Annotated in this window: 5 protein-coding genes; all 5 read right to left on the bottom strand. The window is 75.0% G+C overall.

Annotation, left to right across the window (positions count from 1 at the left end):
• Positions 1 to 553 (bottom strand): oxygenase MpaB family protein (locus CV755_RS09660; RefSeq protein ID WP_153068630.1); only part of this gene is annotated, 553 nt, incomplete at its 3' end.
• 77 nt (positions 554 to 630) lie between these two features.
• Entirely contained in the window at positions 631 to 1,323 is a 693-nt protein-coding gene (locus CV755_RS09655; protein WP_109279745.1) for a methyltransferase, read from the bottom strand.
• A complete protein-coding gene (locus tag CV755_RS34165) occupies positions 1,323 to 8,093 on the bottom strand; it encodes a type I polyketide synthase (protein ID WP_479681636.1) in 6,771 nt (2,256 codons plus the stop codon). Before CV755_RS34165 ends, CV755_RS09655 begins: the two co-directional genes overlap by 1 nt.
• Before the next feature lie 36 nt (positions 8,094 to 8,129).
• Positions 8,130 to 14,609 (bottom strand): type I polyketide synthase, encoded by a 6,480-nt coding sequence (locus CV755_RS09625; protein WP_422070527.1) that lies wholly within the window; start codon positions 14,607 to 14,609, stop codon positions 8,130 to 8,132.
• Positions 14,610 to 14,640: 31 nt separating this feature from the next.
• Positions 14,641 to 25,374 carry a type I polyketide synthase gene (locus CV755_RS09620; protein WP_479681635.1) on the bottom strand — a complete coding sequence of 3,578 codons (10,734 nt, stop codon included), beginning with the start codon at positions 25,372 to 25,374 and terminating at the stop codon, positions 14,641 to 14,643.
• Between the last annotated feature and the right edge of the window lie 32 nt (positions 25,375 to 25,406).

Genomic DNA, 25,406 nt, shown 5'->3' with positions numbered 1-25,406 from the left:
CCCGGCGGGCCTCGGGGGTGGCGGCGAGCAGGGGCCGCATCCGCTGGAAGTAGGCGGCGAGTTGGCGGGTGGTGCCGGGGACGGTGGCGGGGTCCAGGCCGACCAGGGCGGCGGCGCGGCGGTTCTCGGTCAGATAGCGGTCGGCGTGGGCGTCGGTGAGGGGGAGCCCGGAACGGCGCAACACCGCCAGATAGGAGCCGACTTCGGCGCAGTGCACCCAGAGCAGGAGTTCGGGGTCGTCGATGCGGTAGCGCTCGCCGGTGTCCGGGTCCACGGCGGAGAGCCGGCAGTGGATTCCGCGGACGGCGGCGCCGGCGCGCTGTGCGGCGTCGCCGGTGCCATAGGTGGTGGCGGCCACAAAGCGGGCGGTGCGCAGCAGTCTGCCCCAGGGGTCCTGCTCAAAGGTGGAGTTCTGGGTGAGGCCGCGGACGGTACGGGGGTGCAGGGCCTGGAGCCATAGGGCGCGGACTCCGGCGATCCACATGACGGGGTCGCCGTGCAGCTGCCAGGTGACGGAGGCGGGGCCGAAGAGGCCGGGGTCGGGGCGGGGCACGGCGTCTCCTTTCGGGGTTGGCCTCTTCGGACTGTACTGGGAGGGTGATCGCGCCCGGGGCCCTGTGCGGCGCCGGGCTATGCGGCGCCGGTCCAGGCGCGGAAAAGGCCCACACAGCCGCTGATGGTGAGTTCATGGCGCTCAAAGTGTTTGCCGAGCTGCTCGCGGAGGTCGTCGAGATTGTCGCGGTCGTTGTGGAAGACGCCGGTCCTGTTGAGGAACCACATCATCCGGCGGGCGGCGAAGGTCACCGGGAGGCCGGAGGACAGCACGGTGGCGCCGAAGACGATGCCGCCGGGGCGGACGGCGGCCGCGGCGTGGGCGAAGGCGATGCCCTTCTCGGCGAGGCTGCCGGGAACGCAGTGCAGCAGATAGCTCATGCCCACCGAGTCAAAGGACTTCTCCGGCACCGGCAGGGGTTCCAGGACATTGGCGCGGACCGTGGTGACCTGGTAGCGCCGGAGGCGGTCGGCGGTGTGGGCAAGGGAGTTGGGGTTGAGGTCGGCGAGGGTGATCCGGGGATCGGGCACCGGGAAGGTGGCGTGGTCGAGCAGATAGCCGCTGCCGACGCCGATCTCCAGATGGCGGGCGCCGACGCTCTGGTCGTACAGCCACCGGGAGACGGCCGGCGGGCAGCGCCAGAGGAAGGGCGCGGTGCCCCGGTAGACCGCGAGGTCATAGAGGTTGAGCGCCTGCTTGGAGTAGGCGGCCTGCCCGTCGATGACGGCTTGGTCGAGGGGCTTTTCCTGGCTGGTGCCGCTGGACGTCATCAATGCTCCTTTTTTTGAAGGCCGTTGAGCCAGTGGTGGACCGATCCCAGTGCGGCTGGGCCGTGTTCGCGGATGAGGGTGAAGTGGGTGCCGGGTGCGTCCACGGCGGTGTGCGGCAGCCGCCAGTGCGGCCGCCAGTCGCGCGGGGGTTCCGCGACGGCCGGTTCCGCGGCCCGGACAAGCAGGGTGGGTGCGGTGATCGGGGCCGGGCGCCAGGTCTGGAACAGCCGGGAGTAGTGCGCCATGGCGGTCAGTCCCGCGTCATCGCGTATCTCCTCGGTCCAATGGGCTTCGGACGAGCCGGACTTGCGGTCCTGGTCGATCCGGGCGTGCAGCCGGGGAAGCATCGCGCTGTCCGGCCAGTAGGTGTCCAGCAGGACGACGCCGCTGGGCCCGGCCCCGCGTGCTTCGAGGGCGGCGGCGGTGGCATGGGCGATCCAGCCGCCCGCCGAGTAGCCGAGCAGCACAACGGGTTGGCCCTCGGCGCACTCCTGGACGCCGTCCGCCTGGAGGCGGGCGAGGGCGTCCACGGAGGCAGGCAACGGCTGGTCCCAGCTGAAGCCGGGCGCGGGCAGGACCCAGAGGTCCCGCTCGCCGCGGGCGGCGGCGGCCAGGCGGGCGTACTGCTGGGGCCCGGAGGAACCGGCGAAGGTGGGAAAGCAGACCAGCCCGGGGGCGGCGGGGCCCCGGGAGAGACGGACCGGCGGAATCCGGTGTTCCGCCCGGGGGGTGTCAAAGGCGGGGCGGAAGGCCGCCATCCGGTGCATCAGTTCCTGGAACTCCTCGCTCCGGCCCAGTTCTCCGGCCCGGGCCAGCAGCGGGCCCAGGGTGGTGCCGGCGCCGGTGGTGTCCTCGGCCGCCCGGTCCGCGCCGCCGGCGGCGGTCCAGGCGGCGAGCAGGTGCCGGGCCAGGGCGGTGACGGTCGGGTGCTGGAAGACCAGGGACGGGGCCAGGCGCAGCCCGGTGTCGGCGCCCAGCCGGTTGCGCAGGTCCACCGCGGTCAGTGAGTCGAAGCCCAGCTCGGGCAGCGGCGTCCGCTCGTCGATCGCGTCGGCGTCGGGCAGCCGGAGGGCGGCCGCGGCGTGGGTGCGGACCAGGGCGGCGAGCAGTGCTTCCCGTTCCTCCTCGGACGCCCCGGCCAGGCGTTCCTGGAATTCGCGGCCCCCTTGCCCGTCCGCCCGCCCGGCGGGACGGGGCCCGGCGGCGGGCAGCGCGGCCAACTCGGGCCAGTAGCGCCCGCGCTGGAAGGCATAGGTGGGCAACTCCACCAGGCGGGCGCCGCAGTCGGCCAGCATCCGGTCCCAGCCGACCGCCACGCCCCGGACATACAGCCGGGCCAGGGCGCGCAGCAGGGCCGTCGCCCCGGTCCCGTCCCGGCTCGGGTCGGGCAGCAGGAGGAGGCCGTCCTCGGCCAGGTCCCCGGGGATCCCGGCGGTGTCCACCGGGACGGGCAGGAGGCAGTGGTGCACCCCGTCGGCCAGCAGCCATCGCAGGCCCTCGGCGGGGGTGCCGGTCTCCCGGGCCAGGGCGATCCAGTGCTCGGGGGAACGGAGTTCACCGGGGGTGAGGGGCCGGCCGGTGCGGCCGGAGACCAGGGGGATGCGCGGTGGGTGGAAGGTCAGTTCCTTGACGGTACGGCGGATGTCGTCCTCCGTTGCCCGCAGGGCGGGCAGCAGGGCCGCCGCGTCGGACAGGGACAGTACGCCCGCGCAGTGCGCGGCGGCGGCCTCGCCCGGGCCGTGGCCCAGGAGATGGCTGGGGGCGGTGCCCCAGTGGTCCAGCAGCCGGAACAGCGCCACCTGCTCGGCGAAGTGCAGGACTTGGGCGAGGACCGGGTCGGCGGGCGCCTCGTCCAGGGCCATGGTCTCCCCCAACGGGCGGGCCGGCAGCGCCTGGAAGGCGGCACCGGCCTCGTCCACGGCCGCGGCGTAGACCGGCATCCGCGCATACAGCTCCCGTCCCGGTCCGGAGCGCGCTCCGGGCCCGGCGGTGAACAGACAGGCCATCCTGCTCCGGGCCCGGACGGTGCCCCGGACCGCCGCGCCGGCGTCGTCCCCTTCCCCTTCGGCCAACGTGGCCAGTTCTGCCAGCAGTTGATCCCGGTCCCGGCCCAGGACCACGGCGCGGTGTTCCAGCCCGGCCCGGCCGGCGGCCAGGGAGCGTCCGATGTCGGCCGGTGCGAGGCCGGGATGTGCCAGGACGAACCGGTGCAGCCGCCCGGCCTGGGCCCGCAGGGCGGCGGCGGTCCGGCCGGACAGGGGCCAGGGCACGGCGGGCAGGGTGGCGGCGGGGTGCGGGAGGCCGCTCCCGGGAGCCGGGTCCGGGTCCGGGGCCTGTTCCAGAACCACATGGGCGTTGGTGCCGCTGATGCCGAAGGCGGAGACCCCGGCCCGGCGGGGACGGCCGGTCTCCGGCCACTCCCTGGCCTCGGTCAGCAGCTCCACCGCGCCCGCCGACCAGTCCACATGCGGGGTGGGGTCCGCCGCGTGCAGAGTGGGCGGCAGTACGCCCCGCCGCAGGGCCAGCACCATCTTGATCACACCGCCGACTCCGGCCGCGGCGGCGGTGTGGCCGATATTGGACTTCAGCGAACCCAGCCAGAGCGGCCGTTGGGCCGGACGGTCCTGTCCATAGGTGGCCAGCAGGGCCTCCGCCTCTATGGGGTCGCCCAGGGCGGTGCCGGTGCCATGGGCTTCCACGGCGTCCACATCCCGGGTGGTGAGGCCGGAGTTGGCCAACGCCTGGCGGATGACTTGCTGTTGGGCCTGCCCATTGGGTGCGGAGAGGCCGTTGCTGGCCCCGTCCTGGTTGGTGGCGCTGCCCCGGATCAGGGCCAGTACAGGGTGCCCTTGGCGGCGGGCCTCGGACAGCGGCTCCACCAGGAGCATGCCGGCCCCCTCGCCCCAGCCGGTGCCGTCGGCGCCGGCGGCGAATGCCTTGCAGCGTCCGTCCGGTGCCAGCGCCCGCTGCTGGCTGAACTCCACAAAGGCGCCCGGGGTGGAGAGCACGGTGGCCCCGCCCACCAGGGCCGCCGAGCAGTCCCCCTGGCGCAGCGCCTGGATGGCCAGGTGCAGGGCGACCAGGGAGGAGGAGCAGGCGGTGTCCACGGTCACCGCGGGGCCCCGGAGGCCGAAGGTGTAGGCGATCCGGCCGGAGGCGACGCTGGTGGAGGTGCCGGTCATCAGGTGGCCGGCGCCGCCGTCCGGGCTGGCGGTGAGCACCGGCAGATAGTCCTGGCCGCTGATGCCCATAAAGACCCCGGTGCGGCTGCCGCGTACCGAGGCGGGCGAGAGCCGCGCCCGCTCCAGCACCTCCCAGGCCACTTCCAGCAGCAGGCGCTGCTGGGGGTCCATGGCCAGGGCCTCGCGGGGGCTGATGCCGAACAGCTGGGGGTCGAATTGGTCGGCGTCATGCAGGAATCCGCCCCGGCGGACATAAGTACGGCCCGGACGGCCCGGGTTGGGGTCATAGAGCTCGTCCGTGTTCCAGCCCCGGTTGGCCGGGAAGGAGGAGGTGGCGTCCCGCCCGGCGGCCAGCAGCTCCCACAACTCCTCGGGCGAGGCCACCTCGCCGGGGTACCGGCAGCCCATGGCCACGATGGCGATCGGTTCCCCGGCGGCGGGCGGTGCGGCCACCGGCTGGGCTATGGGCTCGGCGGTGCCGGTCAGCCGGGAGAGCAGATGGGCGGCGAGCTTCTCCGGGGTGGGGTGGTCGAAGGCCGCGGTGGGGGTGAGGCGGATTCCGGTGGCGGTGGCGAGCCGGTTGCGCAGTTCCATGGCGGTCATGGAGACAAAGCCCAGGTCGGTGAAGGCTTTGCCGGTGTCCAGGTCGGCGGCGGAGGTGAGGTTGAGCACCACGGCGGCCTGTTCGCAGACCGTGTGCAGCACCGCGCGTTCCCGTTCGCTCTCCGGCAGCCCGGCCAGGCGCTGCCGGAACAGCGCGGCCTCGCTCTCCTCGGCGCTCTCCCCGGCGCTCTCCCCGGCGCTCTCCCCGGCGCTCCCTTCGGCCTGGTGGGCCGGGGCGGCCGGCTGGGCGTCCAGCCAGTAGCGGCGGCGCTCGAAGGCGAGGGTGGGCAGGTCCACCAGCCGGCCGGGGGGCAGCGCGAAGTCCGCCGGTATGCCATGGACATGGGCTTCGCCGACGGAGGTGAGAAAGCGTCGCAGACCTCCCTCGCCACGCCGCAGCGAGGCCAGCACCACGCCCTCGGTGGCCGTGGCGTCCAGGATCTCCTGGACGGACACCGCCAGCACCGGGTGCGGGCTCACCTCCACAAAGCCGCGGTGTCCGGCCTCCAGCAGCCGGCGGACGGTGGACTCGAAGCGGACGGTCTGCCGGAGATTGCGGTACCAGTAGGCGGGGTCCAGCGCGGAGGTGTCGATAAGCGCGCCATTGACCGTGGAGAAGAAGGGGATCTCCGCGGTCCGGGGGGTGATCCCGGGGAGGGCCGCCAGCAGTTCGTCCTCCAGCGTGGCCACCTGGGCGGAATGGGAGGCGTAGTCCACCGCGACCCGGATGGCTCGCACCCCTTCCTCCTCGGCGGCGGCCAGCATGCCGTCCAGCGCCTCGGCGTCCCCGGAAACCACCACGGAGGACGGCCCGTTGACCGCCGCCACGCCCAGCCGGGTCTCCCAGGCGGCCAGCCACTCCCGGGCCCGGCCGGCGGGCAGACCGAGAAAGGCCATCCCGCCCCGGCCGGAGAGGCGTTCGGCGATCAGACGGGAACGCAGGGCGACGATCCGTGCCCCGTCCTCCAGGGAGAGGGCGCCCGCGACGCAGGCGGCGGCGATCTCGCCCTGGGAGTGGCCCACCACGGCGCCGGGCTCCACGCCATGGGAGCGCCAGAGCGCGGCCAGGGAGACCAGCATGGCCCATAGCGCGGGCTGGACCACATCCACCCGGTCCAGCGCGGCGGCGCCCTCGGCCCCGCACACCACATCCACCAGCGAGAAGCCGGTATGAGGCGCCAGGGCCTCGGCACACTGCCGCAGCCGGTCACGGAAGACGGCGGACTCGCGGTACAACTCGGCGGCCATGCCCTCCCATTGGGCGCCCTGGCCGGGGAAGACCAGTACCGGTTTGCGGGGTTCGCCCGCCACTCCGGTCAGCACGCCGGGGGCGTTCCCGCCCCCGGCCAGGGCGTCCAGGCCGGTGAGGAGTTCGTCCCGGTCATCGCCCAGGACAACGGCCCGGTGGCCGAAGAGGGTCCGGGAGACCAGCAGTGAGTGAGCGGTGTCCGCCGGGGAGAGGTGCGGGCGGGCGCGGATATGGTCGCGCAGCCGGGCGGCCTGTTCCCGCAGGCCGCGCCCGGTGCGGGCGGAGAGCACCCAGGGCAGCGGCCGTATCGCCGCCTGGGGCGGTTCCGGCGGTCCGGCGGGGGCGGGGAAGCCGTCCGGCTCGGCTTGTTCCAGCACCACATGGGCGTTGGTGCCGCTGATGCCGAAGGAGGACACGGCGGCCCGGCGGGGTCGGCCGGTCTCCGGCCACTCCCTCGCCTCGGTGAGCAGCCGCACGGTGCCCGCCGACCAGTCCACCTGTGGAGTGGGGGCGTCGATATGCAGGGTGGGCGGCAGTACGCCTTGGCGCAGGGCCATCACCATCTTGATCACACCGGCGGCGCCGGCGGCGGCCTGGGTGTGGCCGATATTGGACTTCAACGACCCGAGCCACAAAGGACGTTGGGCGTCGTGCTCGCGGCCGTAGGTGGCCAGCAGCGCCTGGGCCTCGATGGGATCGCCCAGCCGGGTCCCGGTGCCATGGGCCTCCACCGCGTCCACCAGGTCCGCCGACAGCCCGGCCGCCGCCAGGGCCCGTCGGATCACCCGCTGCTGGGCGGGCCCATTGGGCGCGGTCAGCCCATTGGAGGCGCCATCCTGGTTGACCGCCGATCCCCGCACCACGGCCAGCACCGGATGGCCCTCGCGCCGGGCCTCGGACAGCCGTTCAAGGAGCAGCAGTCCCACGCCCTCGCCCCACCCGGTGCCGTCCGCCGCCGCCGCGAACGCCTTGCACCGGCCGTCCGGGGCCAGCCCGCGCTGCCTGCTGAACTCCACAAACATGCTGGGGGTGGCCAGCACCGCCACTCCCCCGGCCAGCGCCAGCGTGCAGTCCCCGGCGCGCAGTGCCTGGGCGGCCTGGTGCAGGGCGACCAGGGAGGAGGAACAGGCGGTGTCCACGGTGACCGCCGGGCCCTGAAGGCCGAAGTTGTAGGCCAGGCGCCCGGATATCACACTGGCCAGGTAGCCGGTGGAGTAACCCTCGAAGTTCTCCCGGGCGTTGTGCACCAGCATCGCGTATTCCTGGCTGCTGGTGCCGACGAAGACCCCGGTGCGGGTGCCGCGCAGGGCGGCGGGGGTGAGACCGGCGCGTTCGAAGGTCTCCCAGGTCACCTCCAGCAGCAGCCGCTGCTGGGGGTCCAGGGCCAGGGCCTCGCGGGGGCTCACGCCGAAGAGTCCGGCGTCGAAGGAGGCCACATCGTCCAGGAAGCCGCCCTCCCGGGCGCAGCTCTTGCCCGGCCGGTCCGGGTCCGGGTCGTAGAGGCCGGCCGTCTCCCAGCCGCGGTCGGCGGGGAAGGGTGTGATGGCGTCCCGCCCGGAGGCGACCAGATGCCATAGGTCCTCGGGCGAGCGGACGCCGCCGGGGAAGCGGCAGCCCATGGCCACCACCGCGATGGGTTCTCCGGCGGCCTCCTCCAGCTCCCGCAGCCGGCCCCGGGTTTCATGCAGGTCGGCGGTCACCTTCTTGAGGAAGTAGCGCAGCTTGTCGTCCGTCACCATCTGAGAAACACCCCGTCCAGAAGTCATCGGCGGTCAGGAGATGCCGAGTTCATTGCTGATGAAGTCGATGACTTCCTCGTCGGTCGCCAGGTCCAGTTCGCCGGCGACGGCCGGCCCGGTGTCCTGGGGGCGTGTTCCCTCCTCCCAGCGCAGGGCCAGTGCCCGCAGCCGGGCCGCCACCCGCTCCCGTTCGTCCTGGTCCAGGGGGGCGGCGGCCAGTCCGGCCGCCCAGTCGTCCAGGCGGGCGAGGAAGGATTCGGCCGGTGCGCCCGGACCGGCCGGCAGCCGGGCTTCGATGGCGTCGGTCAGCGCGTCCGGGGTCGGATGGTCGAACACCAGGGTGCTGGGCAGGGTCAGGCCGGTCATGGCGCCCAGGCGGTTGCGCAGTTCGACGGCGGTAAGCGAGTCGAACCCCAGCTCCTTGAAGGGGCGTTGGGGGTCCACGGTCTCCGCTGTGGGATGCCCCAGGACGGCGGCGACCTGGCCGCGTACCAACTCCCGTACGGCCGGGCGCCGTTCCCCGGGCGCCAGGGCCGCCAGGCGTTCCCGCAGGGCGTTTGCCGCCCCGGCCGGTGCGGCCGGGTCCGCCGGGGTCCCGGCCAGGCCGCGCAGCAGGGGCGGGAGGGAGCCCTGTCCGGCCGCGGTGCGCAGGGCGGGGGTGTGGAAGCGTATGGGCAGCCATACCGCCCGGTCGGCGGCGAGTGCCGCGTCGAACAGGGCCAGTCCGTCCTCGGTGCTCAGGCCCGCGATCCCGGAGCGTGAGACCCGGTCCAGCCCGGCCCGGTCCAGCGCGGCGGCCATGCCTCCGGTACCGGCCCACATTCCCCAGGCGAGGGCGGTGGCGGGCAGTCCGGCGTCCCTGCGGTGGGCGGCCAGGGCGTCCAGAAAGGCGTTGGCGGCGGCGTAGTTGGCCTGCCCGGCGGCCCCCAGGGTGCCGGCGGCGGAGGAGAAGAGGACAAACGCGGCCAGTTCCCGGTCCCGGGTCAGCTCATGGAGGTGCCAGGCGCCATCGGCCTTGGGCCGGAACACGGTGTCCAGCCGCCGCGGTGTCATCGACTCCAGGAGCCCGTCGTCCACCACTCCGGCCGTGTGCACCACGGCCGTCAGCGGGTGCTCCGCCGGTACCGAGGCCAGCAGTTCCGCCACGGACGCCCGTTCGGCCATATCGCAGGCCACGGCCCGGACGGACAAGGCGCCCAATTTCCGGAGTTCTTCGGTCAGTTCGGCCATCCCCTCGGCCTCCGGCCCCCTGCGGCCGGCCAGCAGCAGATGACGGGCCCGGCCGGTACGGACCAGATGCCGGGCCACCTCGGTGCCCAGCGCCCCATAGCCGCCGGTCACCAGGATCGTGCCGGAGGGGTCCCAGGCGGGCGGCATGGTGAGGACGAGCTTGCCCACATTCCGGGCCTGGGCCAGGAAGCGGAAGGCCGCCGGCGCCTGCCGGACGTCCCAGGTCCGCACCGGGACCGGCCGCAGGCGGCCCCGCTCGAAGAGGGCCAGGATCTCCGCCAGCATCTCCGCGATGCGCCCGGGTCCGGCGTCCATCAGATCGAAGGCGCGATAGCGGACGCCCTGGTGCTCCCCGGCGATCCGGGCGGCGTCCCGGATGTCGGTCTTGCCCATCTCCACAAACCGGCCGCCGGGCCGCAGCAGCCGCAGCGAGGCGTCCAGCAGTTCCCCGGTCAGGGAGTTGAGCACCACATCCACCCCGCCGGATCCGGCGAATCGTGCCTCGAACTCCCCGGTACGGGAGGAGGCGAGATGCCCCTCGTCCACTCCCAGGGCGCGCACCGCATCCCATTTGGCGGGGCTCGCCGTGGCGAACACCTCGGCCCCCAGGTGCCGGGCGAGCTGCACGGCGGCGATGCCCACGCCGCCCGCGGCGGCATGGATGAGCACCTTCTCCCCCGCCCGCAGCCCCGCCAGGTCCACCAGACCGTGAAAGGCGGTGAGGAAGGTGACGGGGACGGCGGCGGCCTGGGGGAAGGACCAGTCGGGGGGCATCGGGGCGATCAGCCGGTGGTCGGCCACCGCGACGGGTCCCAGACAGCCGGCCGCCAGCCCGAACACCCGGTCGCCGGGCGCCAGTCCGGGGACGTCCGGTCCCACCTCGGTGACCACTCCGGCGATCTCGCCGCCCAGCGCCCGCTGATCGGCGACCATGCCCAGGGCCATCACCACATCGCGGAAGTTCAGCCCGGCCGCCCGCACCGCCACCCTGACCTGTCCCGGTGCCAGGGGCGCGGCGGCCTCCGGGCAGGGGGCGAGCACCAGATCGTCCACCGTGCCCCCGCCGGCCGGTGCCACCCGCCACTCCGCCGCGCCCGGCGGCGGCATCAGACTGCCCTCCGGGACGCCACGGGCCAGCCTGGGCACCAGCAACCTTCCCTCGCGCAGGGCGAGTTGCGGCTCGTTGCCGGACAGGGCCGCGGGCAGTGCGGCCGTCGAGCCGGGGTGCCCGTCCAGGTCGGCCAGCAGAAACCGGCCCGGGTGCTCGGACTGCGCGGAGCGCACCAGGCCCCAGAGCGCGGCGGCGGCCGGGTCGGTGACGGGCTCCCCGTCGGCGGCGGAGAGCGCGCCCCGGGTGATGACCGCCAGCCGGGAGTCCGTCAGCCGGGCGTCGGTGAGCCAGTGATGGATCACCTCCAGCACCCGGCCGGTCAGGGAACGGGCGGCGGCGAGCGGGTCGTCGGCGTCCGGGGTATCGGCGTCCGGGGCCCGGCAGGGCAGGAGCACCAGCCCGGGTATGGACTCGCCGGAGTCCAGCGCGGCCAGGAGGGCCTCGGGGCCGGGGAGGCCCGGGGCAGCCACGGCGGCGGCCAGGTCGTCGTCCCCCAGCACCACGCAGCCCGGCGCGGCGCCCGGAACCGGCTCCGCCGCCGCCCAGTTGAGGTGGAACAGAGTGTCCTGGGTACGGGTGGCACGCAGTTGCCCGGCGGTGATGGGACGGGTGACCAGCGAGCCCACCGAGGCCACCGGAGCGCCGTGCTCGTCCCATAGGGCCAGGGAGACCGAGTCCGTGCCCGCCGGGGTCAGCCGGGCACGCAGCGCCGGTGCGCCGGCGCCATGGCAGGAGACGTCCTGCCATGCGAAGGGAATCCGCAGCCGCGACCGGCCGGCCAACGCGCCGTCCAGCAGGGCGAGATGGAGTGCGGAGTCCAGCAGCGCCGGATGGACGCCATAGGCGCCCGCCCCGGCCCGTGCGGTACGGTCCAGCGCGAGCTCCGCGAACACCGCCTCTCCCAGCCGCCAGGCCCGGGACAGGCCCCGGAAGGCGGGGCCGTAGTCGAGGCCCTCGGCGGCCAGGCGCTCATAGAACCCCTCCAGGGGCACCGGTTCCGCCCCCGGGGGCGGCCAGTCCTCGCCGGGAGCGGCGGGCGGCGCGGCGGCCTCCGGGGCGAGTTGGCCACGGGCGTGGCACACCCAGTCCGGGGCCTCTTCCGGCCGGGAGTACACCCCCAGGGAGCGATGCCCGTTCTCCCCCGGCGCCCCCACCCGTACCTGGAGGTGGACGGCGCCTTGGTCGGGCAGCGTCAGCGGCGCCTCCTGGGTGAGCTCCACCAGCCTCCCGCACCGGGCCTCGGTTCCCGCCCGGAGCGCCATCTCGACGATGGCGGTGCCGGGGACCAGGGCGGTGCCCAGCACCTTGTGGTGGGCGAGCCAGCTCTCGGTGCGCCGGGACAACCGCCCGGAGAACACCGTCCCCTGGCCGTCGGCCAGTTCCAGGCAGGCGCCCAGCAGCGGATGCCGGAGCCCGGCGAGGCCCGCCGCGGTCACCTGGGCGGTGGCGCTCGCCCGGCTCCAGGGATAGCCGCGGCGCTGAAAGGGATAGGTGGGCAACTCCACCCGGCGGTTGCCGGTTTGAGGGAAGAACCGGGTCCAGTCCACCGGGGTGCCCTGGACGAACGCCCGGGACACCGCCGCCAGAGTGGTGCCGGTCTCCGGCCTTCCGGAGCGGGCCACCGGGATCACCACCGCGCCGGTGGCCGCCGGTTGTTCCGCGAGACAGTCCTGGGCCATGGCGGTGAGCGTCCCGGACGGCCCCACCTCCATAAAGGTGCGCACTCCCGCCGCCACCAGGGCGCGCATTCCGGTGTGGAAGCGCACCGGGGCCTGGGCGTGGCGCACCCAGTACTCCGGTGAGCACAGCTGCTCATCGGTGGCGATCTCGCCGGTGAGGTTGGAGACCACCGGGATACGGGGCGGATGGAACTCCAGCTTGCCGGCGACCTCGCCGAACTCCTGGAGCATTCCGGTCATCTGCGGGGAGTGGAAGGCATGGCTCACCCGGAGCCGGCTGGTGCGGCGTCCCCGCTCCTTCCAGTATCCGGCGACCTCCAGCACCGCGCCCTCGGCGCCCGAAACCACCACCGAGCACGGCCCGTTGACCGCGGCGAGGGAGATCTCCCCGGCCCTCGCCGCCACCAGCGGCAGCACCTCGGCCTCGGTGGCCTGGATGGCCACCATGGCCCCGGTGCCGGGCATCCGCTGCATCAGCCGGCCCCGGGCGGCGACCAGGGTGCAGGCATCCTCCAGGGAGAACACCCCTGCCGCATGGGCGGCCGCCAGTTCTCCGACGGAGTGGCCGAGCAGCAGGGCCGGGGTGATTCCCCAGTGGGTGAGCAGGCGGAACATGGCCATCTCATAGGCGAACAACGCGGCCTGGGTGAAGGCGGTCTGTTCCAGCAGTGCGGCCCGCGGGGTGCCCTCCTCGGCGTGGAGGATCTCGCGCAGAGGCCGGTCGAGTCGCGGGTCCAGATGCCCGGCCGCCTCGTCCAGCGCCTCGGCGAACACCGGGAATTCCCCGGCCAGTTGGCGTCCCATGCCGGGGCGCTGGCTGCCCTGGCCGGAGAAGAGGAAGGCCAGGGCGCCCTCGGTGGCCGTGCCCCGGGTGAGGCCGGGGGCGGGGCGGTCCTGGGCCAGGGCGTCCAGTCCGGCGAGCAGGCCGTCCCGGTCGCCGGACCACACCACGGCCCGCTGGTCCAGGGTGGCCCGGGAGGTCACCAGAGAGTGGCCGACATCGGGCGGCCGGAGGCCGGAACGGGCCCGCAGATGCGCGGCCAGGCGTTCCGCCTGCTGCCGCAGCGCCCGGTCCCCGCGTGCCGAGAGCACCAGGGGCAGGCCCACGGCCGGGATGTCCGCGCCCTCCGGCCCGTCCGTCATCTCCCCTTCTGCCGGGGCCTGTTCGAGGATCACATGGGCATTGGTGCCGCTGATGCCGAAGGAGGACACCGCCGCCCGGCGCGGGCGGCCGGTGGGTGGCCACTCGCGGTTCTCGGTGAGCAGCCGCACCGCGCCCGAGGACCAGTCCACATGCGGGGTCGGCCGGTCGATGTGCAGGGTCCTGGGCAGGACGCCATGGCGCATGGCCAGCACCATCTTGATCAACCCGGCGATGCCCGCGGCGCCTTGGGTGTGGCCCAGGTTGGACTTGACCGAGCCCAGCCACAATGGCCGGTCGGCGGGCCGGTCCTGGCCATAGGTGGCCAGCAGGGCCTGGGCCTCGATCGGATCGCCCAGGGTGGTTCCGGTGCCATGGGCCTCCACCGCGTCCACCAGGTCCGCCGAGAGGCGGGCGGCAGCCAGCGCCTGCCGGATCACCCGTTGCTGGGACGGGCCGTTGGGCGCGGTCAGTCCATTGGAGGCGCCGTCCTGGTTGACGGCGGAGCCACGGATCACCGCCAGCACCGGGTGCCCACGGCGCCGGGCGTCGGAGAGCCGTTCCAGCAGCACCAGGCCGACGCCCTCGCCCCAGCCGGTGCCGTCCGCCGCCGCCGCGAAGGGCTTGCACCGGCCGTCCGGTGCCAGCCCGCGCTGCCTGCTGAACTCCACAAAGATTCCAGGGGTGGTGAGCACCGCCGAACCACCGGCCAGGGCCATGGCGCATTCGCGCTGCCGCAGCGCCTGGACGGCCAGATGCACCGAGGCCAGTGCGGCCGAGCAGGCGGTGTCCACGGTGACCGCCGGGCCCTCCAGGCCGAAGGTGTAGGCCAGGCGTCCGGAGAGCACGCTGGCGGCACTGCCGGTGAGCTGGTGTCCCTCGCTGCCCTCGGCCGGTTCGGCCCCGCCGCCATTGGTGGTGAGCACCGATCCGACGAAGGTGCCGACGGGGCGGCCGCGCAGGGACGCGGGGTTGATCCCGGCCCGTTCGAAGGTCTCCCAGGCGGTCTCCAGCAGCAGCCGCTGCTGGGGGTCCATGGCCACCGCCTCGCGTGGGCTGATCCCGAAGAGATCGGCGTCGAACTCGGCGGCGTCGTCCAGGAAGCCGCCTTCCAGGACGTAGGTGTGTCCGGGCCGGCCGGGGTCGGAGTCGAAGAGGGAGTCGGTGTCCCAGCCCCGGTCGGCGGGGAAGGGCGAGATGGCGTCGGTGCCCTCGGCCACCAAGTGCCATAGGTCCTCGGGGGACTTGACGCCGCCGGGGAAGCGGCAGCCCATGGCCACCACCGCCACCGGTTCCCGGGCGGCGGCCCGCAGCTCCCGGTTGCGGGCGCGCAGGTTCTCGGTCTCCTTCAGTGAGGCCCGCAGTGCCTCGACGAGCTTGTCGTCACCAACCGGCATCGTGGTCCTCCGTCTCGGCGTGTGCTTGGTTGTTCAGGGCCATGGCCAGCAGCCCTTCGGCGTCCAGTCGGTCGATGGAGCCGGGTTCGCCGTCGTCCGGCGGTGCCGCCCCGGCTGCCGGACGGCCCGCGAGTTCCAGCAGGGCGTCCAGCAGACCGGCGTCCCGCAGCCGGGTCAGCGGGATGGCGGCCAGGGCCCGGCGCACCTCGCGCTCGCTGTCATGCGGCGCGTCCGGCGGGTCGTCGTCCGGGGCGAGCCGGGTGCTCAGATGCCCGGCCAGCGCGGCGGGTGTGGGGTGGTCGAAGACCAGGGTGGGGGGCAGTCGCAGGCCGGTGGCGGTGGAGAGCCGGTTGCGCAGTTCCACGGCGGTCAGCGAGTCGAAGCCCAGTTCCTTGAAGGCCCGGTCGCGTCCCACCGCCTCGGCGCCCGGGTGGCCGAGCACGGTGGCGGCCTGGGCGCGGACCAGGTCGGTCAGCTGCCGGTCCCGCTCGGCCGGGGTCAGGGCGGCCAGTCGGCGGCGCAGGGCGGCGGCGTCTTCCGCCCGGCCGGGCCCGCCACGCCGGGCCGGGGCGCGCACCAGGCCGCGCAGTACCGGGGGCAGGGGGCCGGCGCCTGCCCGGAGCGCGGGCGGGTCCAGCCGCATGGGCAGCAGCAGCGGCCGGTCGGTGGCCAGGGCCGTGTCCAGCAGGGCCAGCGCTTCCTCGGTGGGCATTCCCTGCAGGCCGGAGCGGGCCAGCCGGGCCCGGCCGGCCTGGCCCAGGGCGGCGGTCATCTCGCTGGTCTCGGACCACAGTCCCCAGGCCAGCGACTGTCCGGGGAAGCCCGCCCGGCGCCGGGCGAGGATCAGGGCGTCCAGGAAGGCGTTGGCGGCCGCGTAGTTGGCCTGGCCGGCGCTGCCCAGGGTGGCCGCGGCGGAGGAGAACACCACCAGGGCCGGCGGGGACGCGGTCCGGGTCAGGGCGTCGAGGTGCCGGGCGGCGTCCGCCTTGGGCCGGAACACCGCGTCGATCCGCTGGGGGGAGAGCGCGGGCAGCACTCCGTCGTCCAGGACCCCGGCCGCGTGGATGACGGCAGTGAGCGGGTGTGCGGCGGGGATCGAGGCCAGCACCGCGGCGATCGCCTCGCGGTCGGCGGCATCGCAGGCCGCCCAGTCCACCGTGGCCTGGTGCCCGGCCAGTTCGGTGGTGAGCCGGGCCGCTTCCTCGCCGGCGCCGCCGTGCCGGCCGACCAGCAGCAGACGGCGTACGCCATGGGTGGTGACCAGGTGCCGGGCGACCGCGCGGCCCAGGGTGCCGGAGGCGCCGGTGATCAGCACGGTGCCCTGGGGGTCCCAGGGCGGGGTGCCCTCCTGGGCGGCGGGGGCGCGCTGGATCCGGGGCAGCAGGACCCGGCCCGCGCGGAGGGCGAGTTGGGGTTCGTCCAGGGCCAGGGCGGTGGCCAGGGCGGCGGTCAGAGCCGGGGCGGAGTCGGGGTGCCGGTCCAGGTCGGCCAGCAGGAACCGGCCGGGGTGCTCCGACTGGGCCGAGCGCACCAGGCCCCAGACGGCGGCGGCGGCCGGGTCCGGCGGAGGATCGTCATCGGAGGCGGTGACCGCGCCCCGGGTGACGATCACCAGCCGCCGGGTCTCCGTCCGGTCGTCGGCCAGCCAGGACTGGAGCAACTCCAGGGCCCGGCAGGTGAGTTCGCGGGACCGCTCCGGCCCGTCCCCAGGCCCGCCGGCGAGCGGCGCCAGCACCAGCTCGGGGGCGGTCGCACCACCGTCGTACGCCGCCCACAGCGCGGGCAGGCCGGGGAAGTACGGCAGGGCGAGCCCCGGATCGTCCTCGCCCAGCACTGCCCAGGCCCCGGGGGAGGCGCCGGTGTCGGTGGGCGCGGGGGTCCAGGTGAGGTGGAACAGGGAGCCGGACCGGCCGCCCGCTGCCCGGAGTTGCCCGGCGGGGACCGGGCGGGCCGCCAGGGACCGGATGGTCACCGCCGGGCTGCCCTGGACATCCGCCACCACCACCGATACCTCCTGGCCCGCGCCCGGGGTCACCCGGACCCGGACGGCCGGTCCGCAGTCGGCATGGCAGGCGACATCGTTCCAGGCGAAGGGCATGGCGGCCGCCTCGGGCCGCTCGCCCCGGCCGCGCAGCAGACAGGAGTGCAGTGCCGCGTCCAGCAGGGCGGGGTGGGCGCGATAGCCCGCGGTCTCATCCTGCTGCGGCTCGGGGAGGGCCGCCTCGGCCAGGATCTCCTCGCCCAGCCGCCAGGCGGCGCGCAGACCACGGAAGGCGGGGCCGTAACCGAGGCCGATCTCGTCCAAGTGCTGGTAGAAGCCGACGAGTTCGATGGGCTCCGCTCCCGGGGGCGGCCAGCTGCCGTCGAGGGCGGGCGGGGTGGCGGGTTCCTCCTCGCTGAGCAGGCCCCGGGCGTGGCAGAGCCAGGGTTCTTCCGGGGAGGCGTCCTCCGGCCGCGAGTGGATGGCGAGCGCGCGGGTGCCGTCCTCGGCGGGCGGGGCGATCCGCATCTGGAGCCGGGCTGCGCCGCGTTCGGCGAGGACCAGCGGGGCCTGCTGGATGAGTTCCCGGACCTGGGGGCAGCCGGTCTCGGCCCCGGCCAGCAGGGCCAGTTCCAGGAAGGCGGTGCCGGGCACGATCACGGTGTCCGCCACGGTGTGGTCGGCGATCCAGGGGTGGGTGTCCAGGGACCAGCGGGCGGTGAGGACGGTCTCGGGTGGGTCGGCGAGTTCCATCCGGGCGCCCAGCAGCGGGTGTTCGGCCCGGCCCAGCCCGGCGGCGGTCACCTCACCGGAGGCGGCGGGGGCCGGCAGCCAGAAGCGGCGCCGCTGGAAGGGGTAGGTGGGCAGGTCCACCACGCGGGGTGTGCGGCCCGCCCATAGCGTGGACCAGTCCACGGCGATGCCCCGGGTGTGTGCCTCGGCGACCGAGGCCAGAAAGCGCAGCGGCCCGCCCTGGCCGCGCCGCAGGGACCCCACCACCACCGGGGGCGGTCCTGGACGCCCGGCCAGCGCCTCGCCCACGGCGGTGGTGAGCACCGGGTGGGGGCTGGTCTCGACAAAGGCGCCGAAGCCGAGTCCGGCCAGTTCCCGGACGGCGGGTTCGAAGCGGACGGGCTCGCGCAGATTGCGGTACCAGTAGTCGCCGTCCAGGCCTGCGGTGTCCTCGAACCGGCCGGTGACGGTGGAGAAGAAGGCGACCTGGCCGGTACGGGGCCGCAGCTCCGCCAGGTCCCGCTGGATATGGGCGCGTACCTCTGCCACCTGGGGCGAGTGGGAGGCGTAGTCCACCGGGATCCGGCGTGCCCAGACCCCGGTCCGTTCACAGTGGGCCAGTACCTCCTCCAGGGCGTCGGTGTCGCCGGAAACCACCACGGATTCCGGTCCGTTGACGGCCGCCAGGGAGAGGCGGTCGTCACCCCGGCCGGCCACCAGCTTCCCGGCCTCGGCGGGGGTCAGCGCCAGGGACAGCATGCCGCCGCGTCCCGCCAGCGCGGTCAGCGCCCGGCTGCGCAGGGCGACCACCCGGGCGCCGTCGGCGAGGGTCAGTCCGCCCGCGACACAGGCGGCGGCGATCTCGCCCTGGGAGTGGCCCACCACGGCGGCGGGTTCCACGCCATAGGAGCGCCAGAGTCCGGCCAGTGCCACCATGACCGCCCAGAGCGCGGGCTGGACGACGTCCACCCGCTCCGGGTCGATACCGGTGGCGGTGCCCCGGACCACCTCGACGGCGTCGAAGTCCACCCAGGGGGCGAGGGCTTCGGCGCACTCGCCCAGGCGCTTGCGGAAGACCGGCGAGGACTCCCACAACTCTGCCGCCATGCCCGGCCACTGGGCGCCCTGGCCGGGGAAGACAAACACTGTTTTGCCCGGTGCGCAGGCCGTGCCCCGCACCACGGCGGGGGTCTCCCGCCCATGGGCCAGGGCGGCCAGCCCGGCCAGCAGTTCCGCGCGGCCGTCACCCAGGACCACGGCCCGGTGCTCCAGGGCGGCCCGGGTGGTGAGCAAGGAGCCTGCCACATCGGCGAGTTGGAGGCCGGGGTCGGCGGTGAGGCGCTCCCGCAGCCCGGCCGCCTGCGCCCGCAGGGCCGGTTCGCCGCGGGCCGAGAGCACCAGGGGCAACGGGCCGGGGACGGCGGCCGGTTGAGGGTCGTGCTCCGCCGGGGCGGGTGCCTGTTCCAGGACGACATGGGCGTTGGTGCCGCTGATGCCGAAGGAGGAGACCGCGGCCCGGCGGGGCCGGCCGGTCTCCGGCCAGGGACGGGCCTCGGTGAGCAGCTCCACCGCTCCCTGGGACCAGTCCACCTGGGGCGTGGGACGGTCCACATGCAGGGTGCGGGGCAGTACGCCCTGCCGCAGGGCCAGCACCATCTTGATCACACCGGCGACGCCCGCGGCGGCCTGGGGATGCCCCAGGTTGGACTTCACCGAGCCCAGCCACAACGGCCGCCCGGCGGGCCGGTCCTGGCCATAGGTGGCCAGCAGGGCCTGGGCCTCGATCGGATCGCCCAGGGTGGTCCCGGTGCCATGGGCCTCCACCGCGTCCACATCGCGGGCCCTGAGCCGGGCGGTGGCCAGGGCGTGGCGGATCACCCGTTCCTGGGAGGGGCCGTTGGGCGCGGTCAGCCCATTGCTGGCCCCGTCCTGGTTGACGGCCGAGCCGCGCAGTACGGCCAGGACCCGGTGCCCTTGGCGCTGGGCCTCCGAGAGGCGCTCCACCAGGAGCACTCCGGCGCCCTCGCCCCACACCGTGCCGTCCGCGGCCGCCGCGAAGGGCTTGCAGCGGGCGTCGGCGGCCAGCGCGCCCTGGCGGCTGAACTCGGTGAAGGCGCTGGGGGTGCACATCACGGTGACGCCGCCCGCCAGCGCCAGCTCGCAGTCCCCGGCGCGCACCGACTGGGCGGCCAGGTGCAGGGCCACCAGGGAGGAGGAGCAGGCGGTGTCCACGGTGACGGCCGGGCCCTCGAAGCCGAAGGTGTAGGCGATCCGGCCGGAGGCGACACTGCCGGATCCGCCGGTCCCCAGATAGCCCGCGGCCTCGCCCGGGGCGGCGGCGTGCCGGACGGTGTAGTCGTGGTACATCAGCCCGGCGAACACCCCGGTGCGGCTGCCGCGCAGGGCCGTGGGGTCCAGTCCGGCCCGTTCCAGCGCTTCCCAGGTGATCTCCAGCAGCAGGCGCTGCTGGGGGTCCATGGCCACCGCCTCACGGGGGCTGATCCCGAAGAACTCGGGGTCGAACCGGGCGGCCTCCCGCAGGAATCCGCCCTCGGCGGTGTACTCGGCGGGGTCCAGGTCCCAGCCGCGGTCGGCGGGGAAGGCGGAGATGGCGTCGCCGCCGCGCTCCAGCAGCCGCCAGAGGTCCTCGGGAGAGGCGATGCCGCCGGGGAAGCGGCAGGCCATGCCGATGATGGCGATCGGCTCATCGGGGCGGGCCGGGGCGTGGGGCGCGGTGGAACGGGGCCGTTGCCCGCCGGTCAGGCGGCCGAGCAGATGCGCGGCGAGCGAGTGGGGCGTGGGATGGTCGAAGACCAGGGTGGCGGGCAGCCGCAGGCCGGTGACCCGGGCCAGCCGGTTGCGCAGTTCGACGCCGGTGAGGGAGTCGAAGCCCAGCTCCTTGAAGGCGCGCTGTGGTTCGACCTCGGCCGTCCCGGTGTGTCCCAGCACCGCCGCGGCCTGGGCGCGGACGGTCTCCAGGACCGCGCCGGCGCGGTCCTGGGGTGCCAGCGCGGCGAGTTCCCGGGCCAGGGCGGAGCCGCTCTCGGTGGCGGTGCCGGCGCGCCGGGCCGGGGGCTTCACCAGGGCACGCAGCAGGGCGGGTACGCCCTCGGCTGCGGCCCGGGCGCGAACGGCGGCCAGATCCAGGCGGGTTGGCAGCACCATGGGCGGCCCGGCGGCCAGGGCGGCGTCGAACAGCGCGGTGCCTTCCGCGCCGGACAGGCCGGTCACTCCCGAGCGGTGCATCCGGTCCCGGTCGGTGTCCGACATCCGGGCGGTCAGCGCGCTGGTCTCGGCCCAGAGCCCCCAGGCCAGGGAGAGCGCCGGAAGCCCCTGGGATCGCCGCAGGCCCGCGAAGGCGTCCAGGAAGGCATTGGCCGCGGCATAGCCGCCCTGTCCGGCGGTGCCAAAGGTGCCGGCGGCGGAGGAGAACAGCACAAAGGCCGTGAGATCACTGGTGAGTTCATGGAGGTTGACCACGGCGTCGATCTTGGGCCGGAACACCGTTTCCAGGCGGTCCGGTGCCAGTGCGGAGACCACTCCGTCGTCCAGCAGGCCGCCCGCGTGCACCACCGCGCGCAGCGGGTGCCGGGCCGGTATCCGGGCGAGGACGTCCGCCAGTGCGGCCCGGTCGGCCACATCACAGGCGGTCCAGCGCACCGAGGCACCCAATTCACCCAGTTCGGCGGTGAGTTCGGCCGCTCCGGGTGCCTCGGGGCCACGCCGGCTCACCAGCAGCAGCCGGCGCACCCCATGGGTGCGCACCAGGTGGCGGGTGATGACCCGGCCCAGCACTCCCGCCGCTCCGGTCACCAGCACGGTGCCCTCGGCGTCGAACGCCTGGGGTGCGGGCCGGGTGACGGGCAGGCGGCGCAGCCGGGGAGCGAGTATCCGGCCGCCGCGCAGGGCGAGTTGGGGTTCATCACCGCTGACGGCGGCGGGCAGCGCGGCGGCCGAGGACGGCTGTCCGTCCCAGTCCACCAGCACCAGGCGGTCCGGGTGCTCCGACTGTGCCGAGCGCAGCAGGCCCCAGGCGGCGGCCAGTGCGGGGTCGGCCGTCTCGGTCCCGGTGGCGGCGACGGCGCCCCGGGTCAGCAGCACCAGGCGCGAGGGCCCGTCCTCGGCGAGCCACCGCTGGGCCAGGGCCAGGGCGCGGCCGGTGACTTCCCGGGCGGCGGCGGGCAGTTCCCCCCGTCCGGGGTCCAGGGCGGCCAGCACCACATCCGGCGGCTCGGGTACGGCGGCGGACAACTCGCCGGGGGCCGCGTCGCGGGCGGCAAGCATCGCATCCGGCAGGCCCGGTGCGGCGTCGGACCGTTCACCCAAGCCCAGGTCCCGGGCGGCCGGCATCGCATCCGGCAGGCCCGGTGCGGCAATGGCCGCCGTGAGGTCCGGGCGGCGCAGCACCTCGCACCCGGCGGCCTCGATGGCCGGGGCGAGGGACTCGGCGCCGTCCAGGACCGCCCAGGTGCGTGACGTGGCGGAGGGTGCGGCCGGGGCGGGGGTCCAGTCCACGGCGAACAGGGAGTCGGCCGGCGTGACGGCGGCAGGCGCACCACTGCCGGGTGTCAAGGGGCGCACGGCCAGGGACTCCACAAAGGCCACCGGGGCCCCCGTGCCGTCGGCCGCCTCCAAGGTCACCGCATCGGGCCCGGCCGGGCCGATACGGACCCGCAGCCGGTTGGCGCCGACGGCGTGCAGGGTGACGCCCGTCCAGGAGAACGGCAGCCGGGGGCCGTCCGCGTCCTCGTCGGCGGCCACCGGGTGCAGGGCGGCGTCCAGCAGAGCCGGGTGGAGGGCGAAGCCCTGGCTCTCGCCGCTCTCGTCCAGGGCGACCTCGGCGAAGAGTTCCTCTCCCCGGCGCCAGGCGGCCCGCAGGCCGCGGAAGGCGGGCCCGTACTCCAGGGAGAGGGCCGCCAGTTCACCGTAGATCCGGTCCACCGGCAGCGGGTCGGCCCCGGGCGGGGGCCAGTCCTCCGGCATGGGTTCGGCGGGCCGGGCGGTACGGGTGAGGGTTCCGGTGGCCTGGCGGGTCCAGGGCGCGTCCGGTGCGTCCTCCGGCCGCGCATGGAGGGTGAGCGGATGGGTGCCGTCCGCACCGGCGGCGCCGACCACGGCGCACAGCCGGATCCCGCCCCGGGCGGGCAGCAACAGCGGGGCCTGAAGGGTCAGTTCGGCCACGCCCGCGCAGCCGGCCTCCTCGGCGGCCTGGAGTGCCAGTTCCAGGAATGCGGTGCCGGGCAGCAGGACGTTTCCGTCCACGGTGTGCTCGCCCAGCCAGGGAGAGCTCTCCCGGGACAGCCGTCCGGTGAGCAACCAGCCCTCGTCCTCGGGCAGTTCGGTGACCGCGCCCCACCAGGGGTGGTCCAGCGGGCTCAGCCCGGCCGGTACCGGGTCGCCCTGTGGCCGTACCGCGTCCAGCCAGTGGCGGCGCCGCTCAAAGGCATAGGTGGGCAGTGCCACCCGGCGGGCGCCGGTGCCGGTGAAGACCCGTTCCCAGTCGGGGGCGCGCCCGCCCGCGAACAACTCGCCCAGTGAGCACAGAAAGCGCTCCGGTCCCCCGTCGTCCCGGCGCAGGGTGCCCACCACCAGCGCGTCCTCGTCCAGGCCGGTGAGGGTTTCGGTGAGGCCGGGGGTCAGTACGGGGTGCGGGCTGCACTCCACGAAGACCGAGTGCCCGGCGGCGGCCAGGGTCCGCACCGTGCCGGCCAGCCGGACGGTTTGGCGCAGATTGCGGTACCAGTGCTCGCCGGTCAGCCGCTCGCCCGCCAGCGGACCGCCGGTGACCGTGGAGTACAGCGGGATCTCCCCGGCCCGGGGGCGGATGGGGGCCAGGGCGGCCAGCAGTTCCTCGCGCAGCGCCGCCACCTGCGGGGAGTGGGAGGCGTAGTCCACGGCCACCCGCCGGGCCCGTATCCCGTCCCGGGCGCAGTCGGCCAGGAGTTCCTCCAGTGCCGCCGGGTCGCCGGAAACCACCACGGAGGACGGGCCGTTGACGGCGGCCAGGGCCAGCCGGCCGGGCCGGCGGGCCAGCCGGTCCTCGGCCTCGGCCACCGGGGCGGCCACCGAGACCATGCCGCCCTTCCCGGCCAGCCGTTCGGCCACCAGCCGGGAGCGCAGGGCCACCACCCGGGCGCCGTCCTCCAGGGACAGCGCCCCGGCCACACAGGCCGCGGCGATCTCGCCCTGGGAGTGGCCCACCACGGCGGCGGGTTCCACGCCATGGGAGCGCCAGAGTCCGGCCAGGGAGACCATCACCGCCCAGAGCACGGGCTGGACCACATCCACCCGGTCCCAGCGGGCGTCCTCGGCGGGGGCGTCCACCATCTCCCGCAGTGACCAGTCCACATGGGGGGCCAGGGCCTCGGCGCAGGCTTCCATCCGCTCCCGGAAGACGGTGGAGTGCCGCCACAACGGCTGGGCCATGCCCGCCCATTGGGAGCCCTGGCCGGGGAAGACAAAGACGGTACGGCCCACTTCGCGGGCCTCGCCCTCCACCAGGCCGGGTGCCGGTTCGCCGTCGGCCAGCGCGCTCACCCCGCGCAGCAGTTCGCCGGGGTCCCGGCCCACCACCACCGCCCGGTGCCGCAGGGCGTCCCGGGTGACGGCCAGGGAGTAGGCGATATCGGCGGGGTGCGGGACGGGGGCGTCGGCGAGGTGGTCGCGCAGCCGGGCGGCCTGGGCGCGCAGGGCCCGGGGGGTCTGGGCGGAGAGCACCCAGGGCACCGGGGAGAGCGGCCGGCTGGGGTTGTCCTCGGCCGGGGGCTGCTCGGCCTGTTCCAGGATGACATGGGCGTTGGTGCCGCTGATGCCGAAGGAGGAGACGCCCACCCGGCGGGGCCGGCCGGTATCCGGCCAGGGCCGGGCCTCGGTGAGCAGCCGTACGGTGCCCTCGGACCAGTCCACATGGGGGGTGGGGTGGTCGATGTGGAGCGTCGGCGGCAACTGCCCCGCCCCCAGCGCCATCACGGTCTTGATGACGCCCGCGATACCGGCGGCGGCCTGGGTGTGGCCGATATTGGACTTCAAGGACCCTAGCCACAAGGGCTGTTGGGGGTCGCGTCGGCGGCCGTAGGTGGCCAGCAGGGCCTGGGCCTCTATGGGGTCGCCCAGGGTGGTTCCGGTGCCATGGGCCTCCACGGCGTCCACCTCGGCGGCGGTGAGCCCGGCGTTGGCCAGGGCGGCGCGGATCACCCTTTGCTGGGCGGGGCCGTTGGGGGCGGTCAGGCCGTTGGAGGCGCCGTCCTGGTTGACGGCGGAGCCGCGTACCACGGCCAGTACCGGATGCCCGTTCCGCCGGGCGTCCGTGAGGCGTTCCAGCAGCACCACGCCCACGCCCTCGGCCAGCCCGGTGCCGTCCGCCTGTCCGGCGAAGGCCTTGCAGCGGCCGTCGGGGGACAGGGCGCGCTGCCGGCTGAACTCCAGCAGGGCGGCGGGGCTGGACATCAGGGTGGCCCCGCCGGCCAGAGCCAGGTCGCACTCCCCGTCGCGCAGTGCCCTGACCGCCAGGTGGAGGGCGACCAGCGAGGAGGAGCAGGCGGTGTCCAGGGTGAGGGCCGGGCCCTCCAGGCCGAAGGTGTAGGCCACCCGGCCGGAGGCGACGCTGCCGGCCCGGCCGATCTCCAGCTGTCCCTCGAACTCGCCGAGGATTCCGGGCAGCCGGGCGGTGTAGTCGCCGCCCATCAGCCCGGTGAAGACCCCGGTGCGGCTGCCGCCCAGGGTGCCGGGGGCGATCCCGGCCCGCTCCAGGGTCTCCCGGGAGACCTCCAGCAGCAGTCGCTGCTGGGGGTCCATCACCAGGGCCTCGCGGGGGCTGATGCCGAAGAGCCCGGCGTCGAAGGAGGCGATGTCGTCGAGGAAACCGCCTTCGCGGGCATAGGACTTGCCCACCCGGTCGGGGTCCGGGTCATAGAGCCCCTCGGTGTCCCAGCCGCGGCCGGCGGGGATCGGGGTGATCCCGTCCCGGCCGGCGGCGACCAGCCGCCACAGCTCCTCCGGTGAGGACACTCCTCCGGGGAAGCGACAGGCCATCGACACCA

Origin of the sequence: Streptomyces orinoci, from assembly GCF_003121295.1 — a bacterium.
GTDB classification, from domain to species: Bacteria; Actinomycetota; Actinomycetes; order Streptomycetales; family Streptomycetaceae; genus Streptomyces; species Streptomyces orinoci.
The sequence above is the reverse complement of the archived record's forward strand: the minus strand, read 5'-3'. Positions and strand labels throughout refer to the sequence as shown.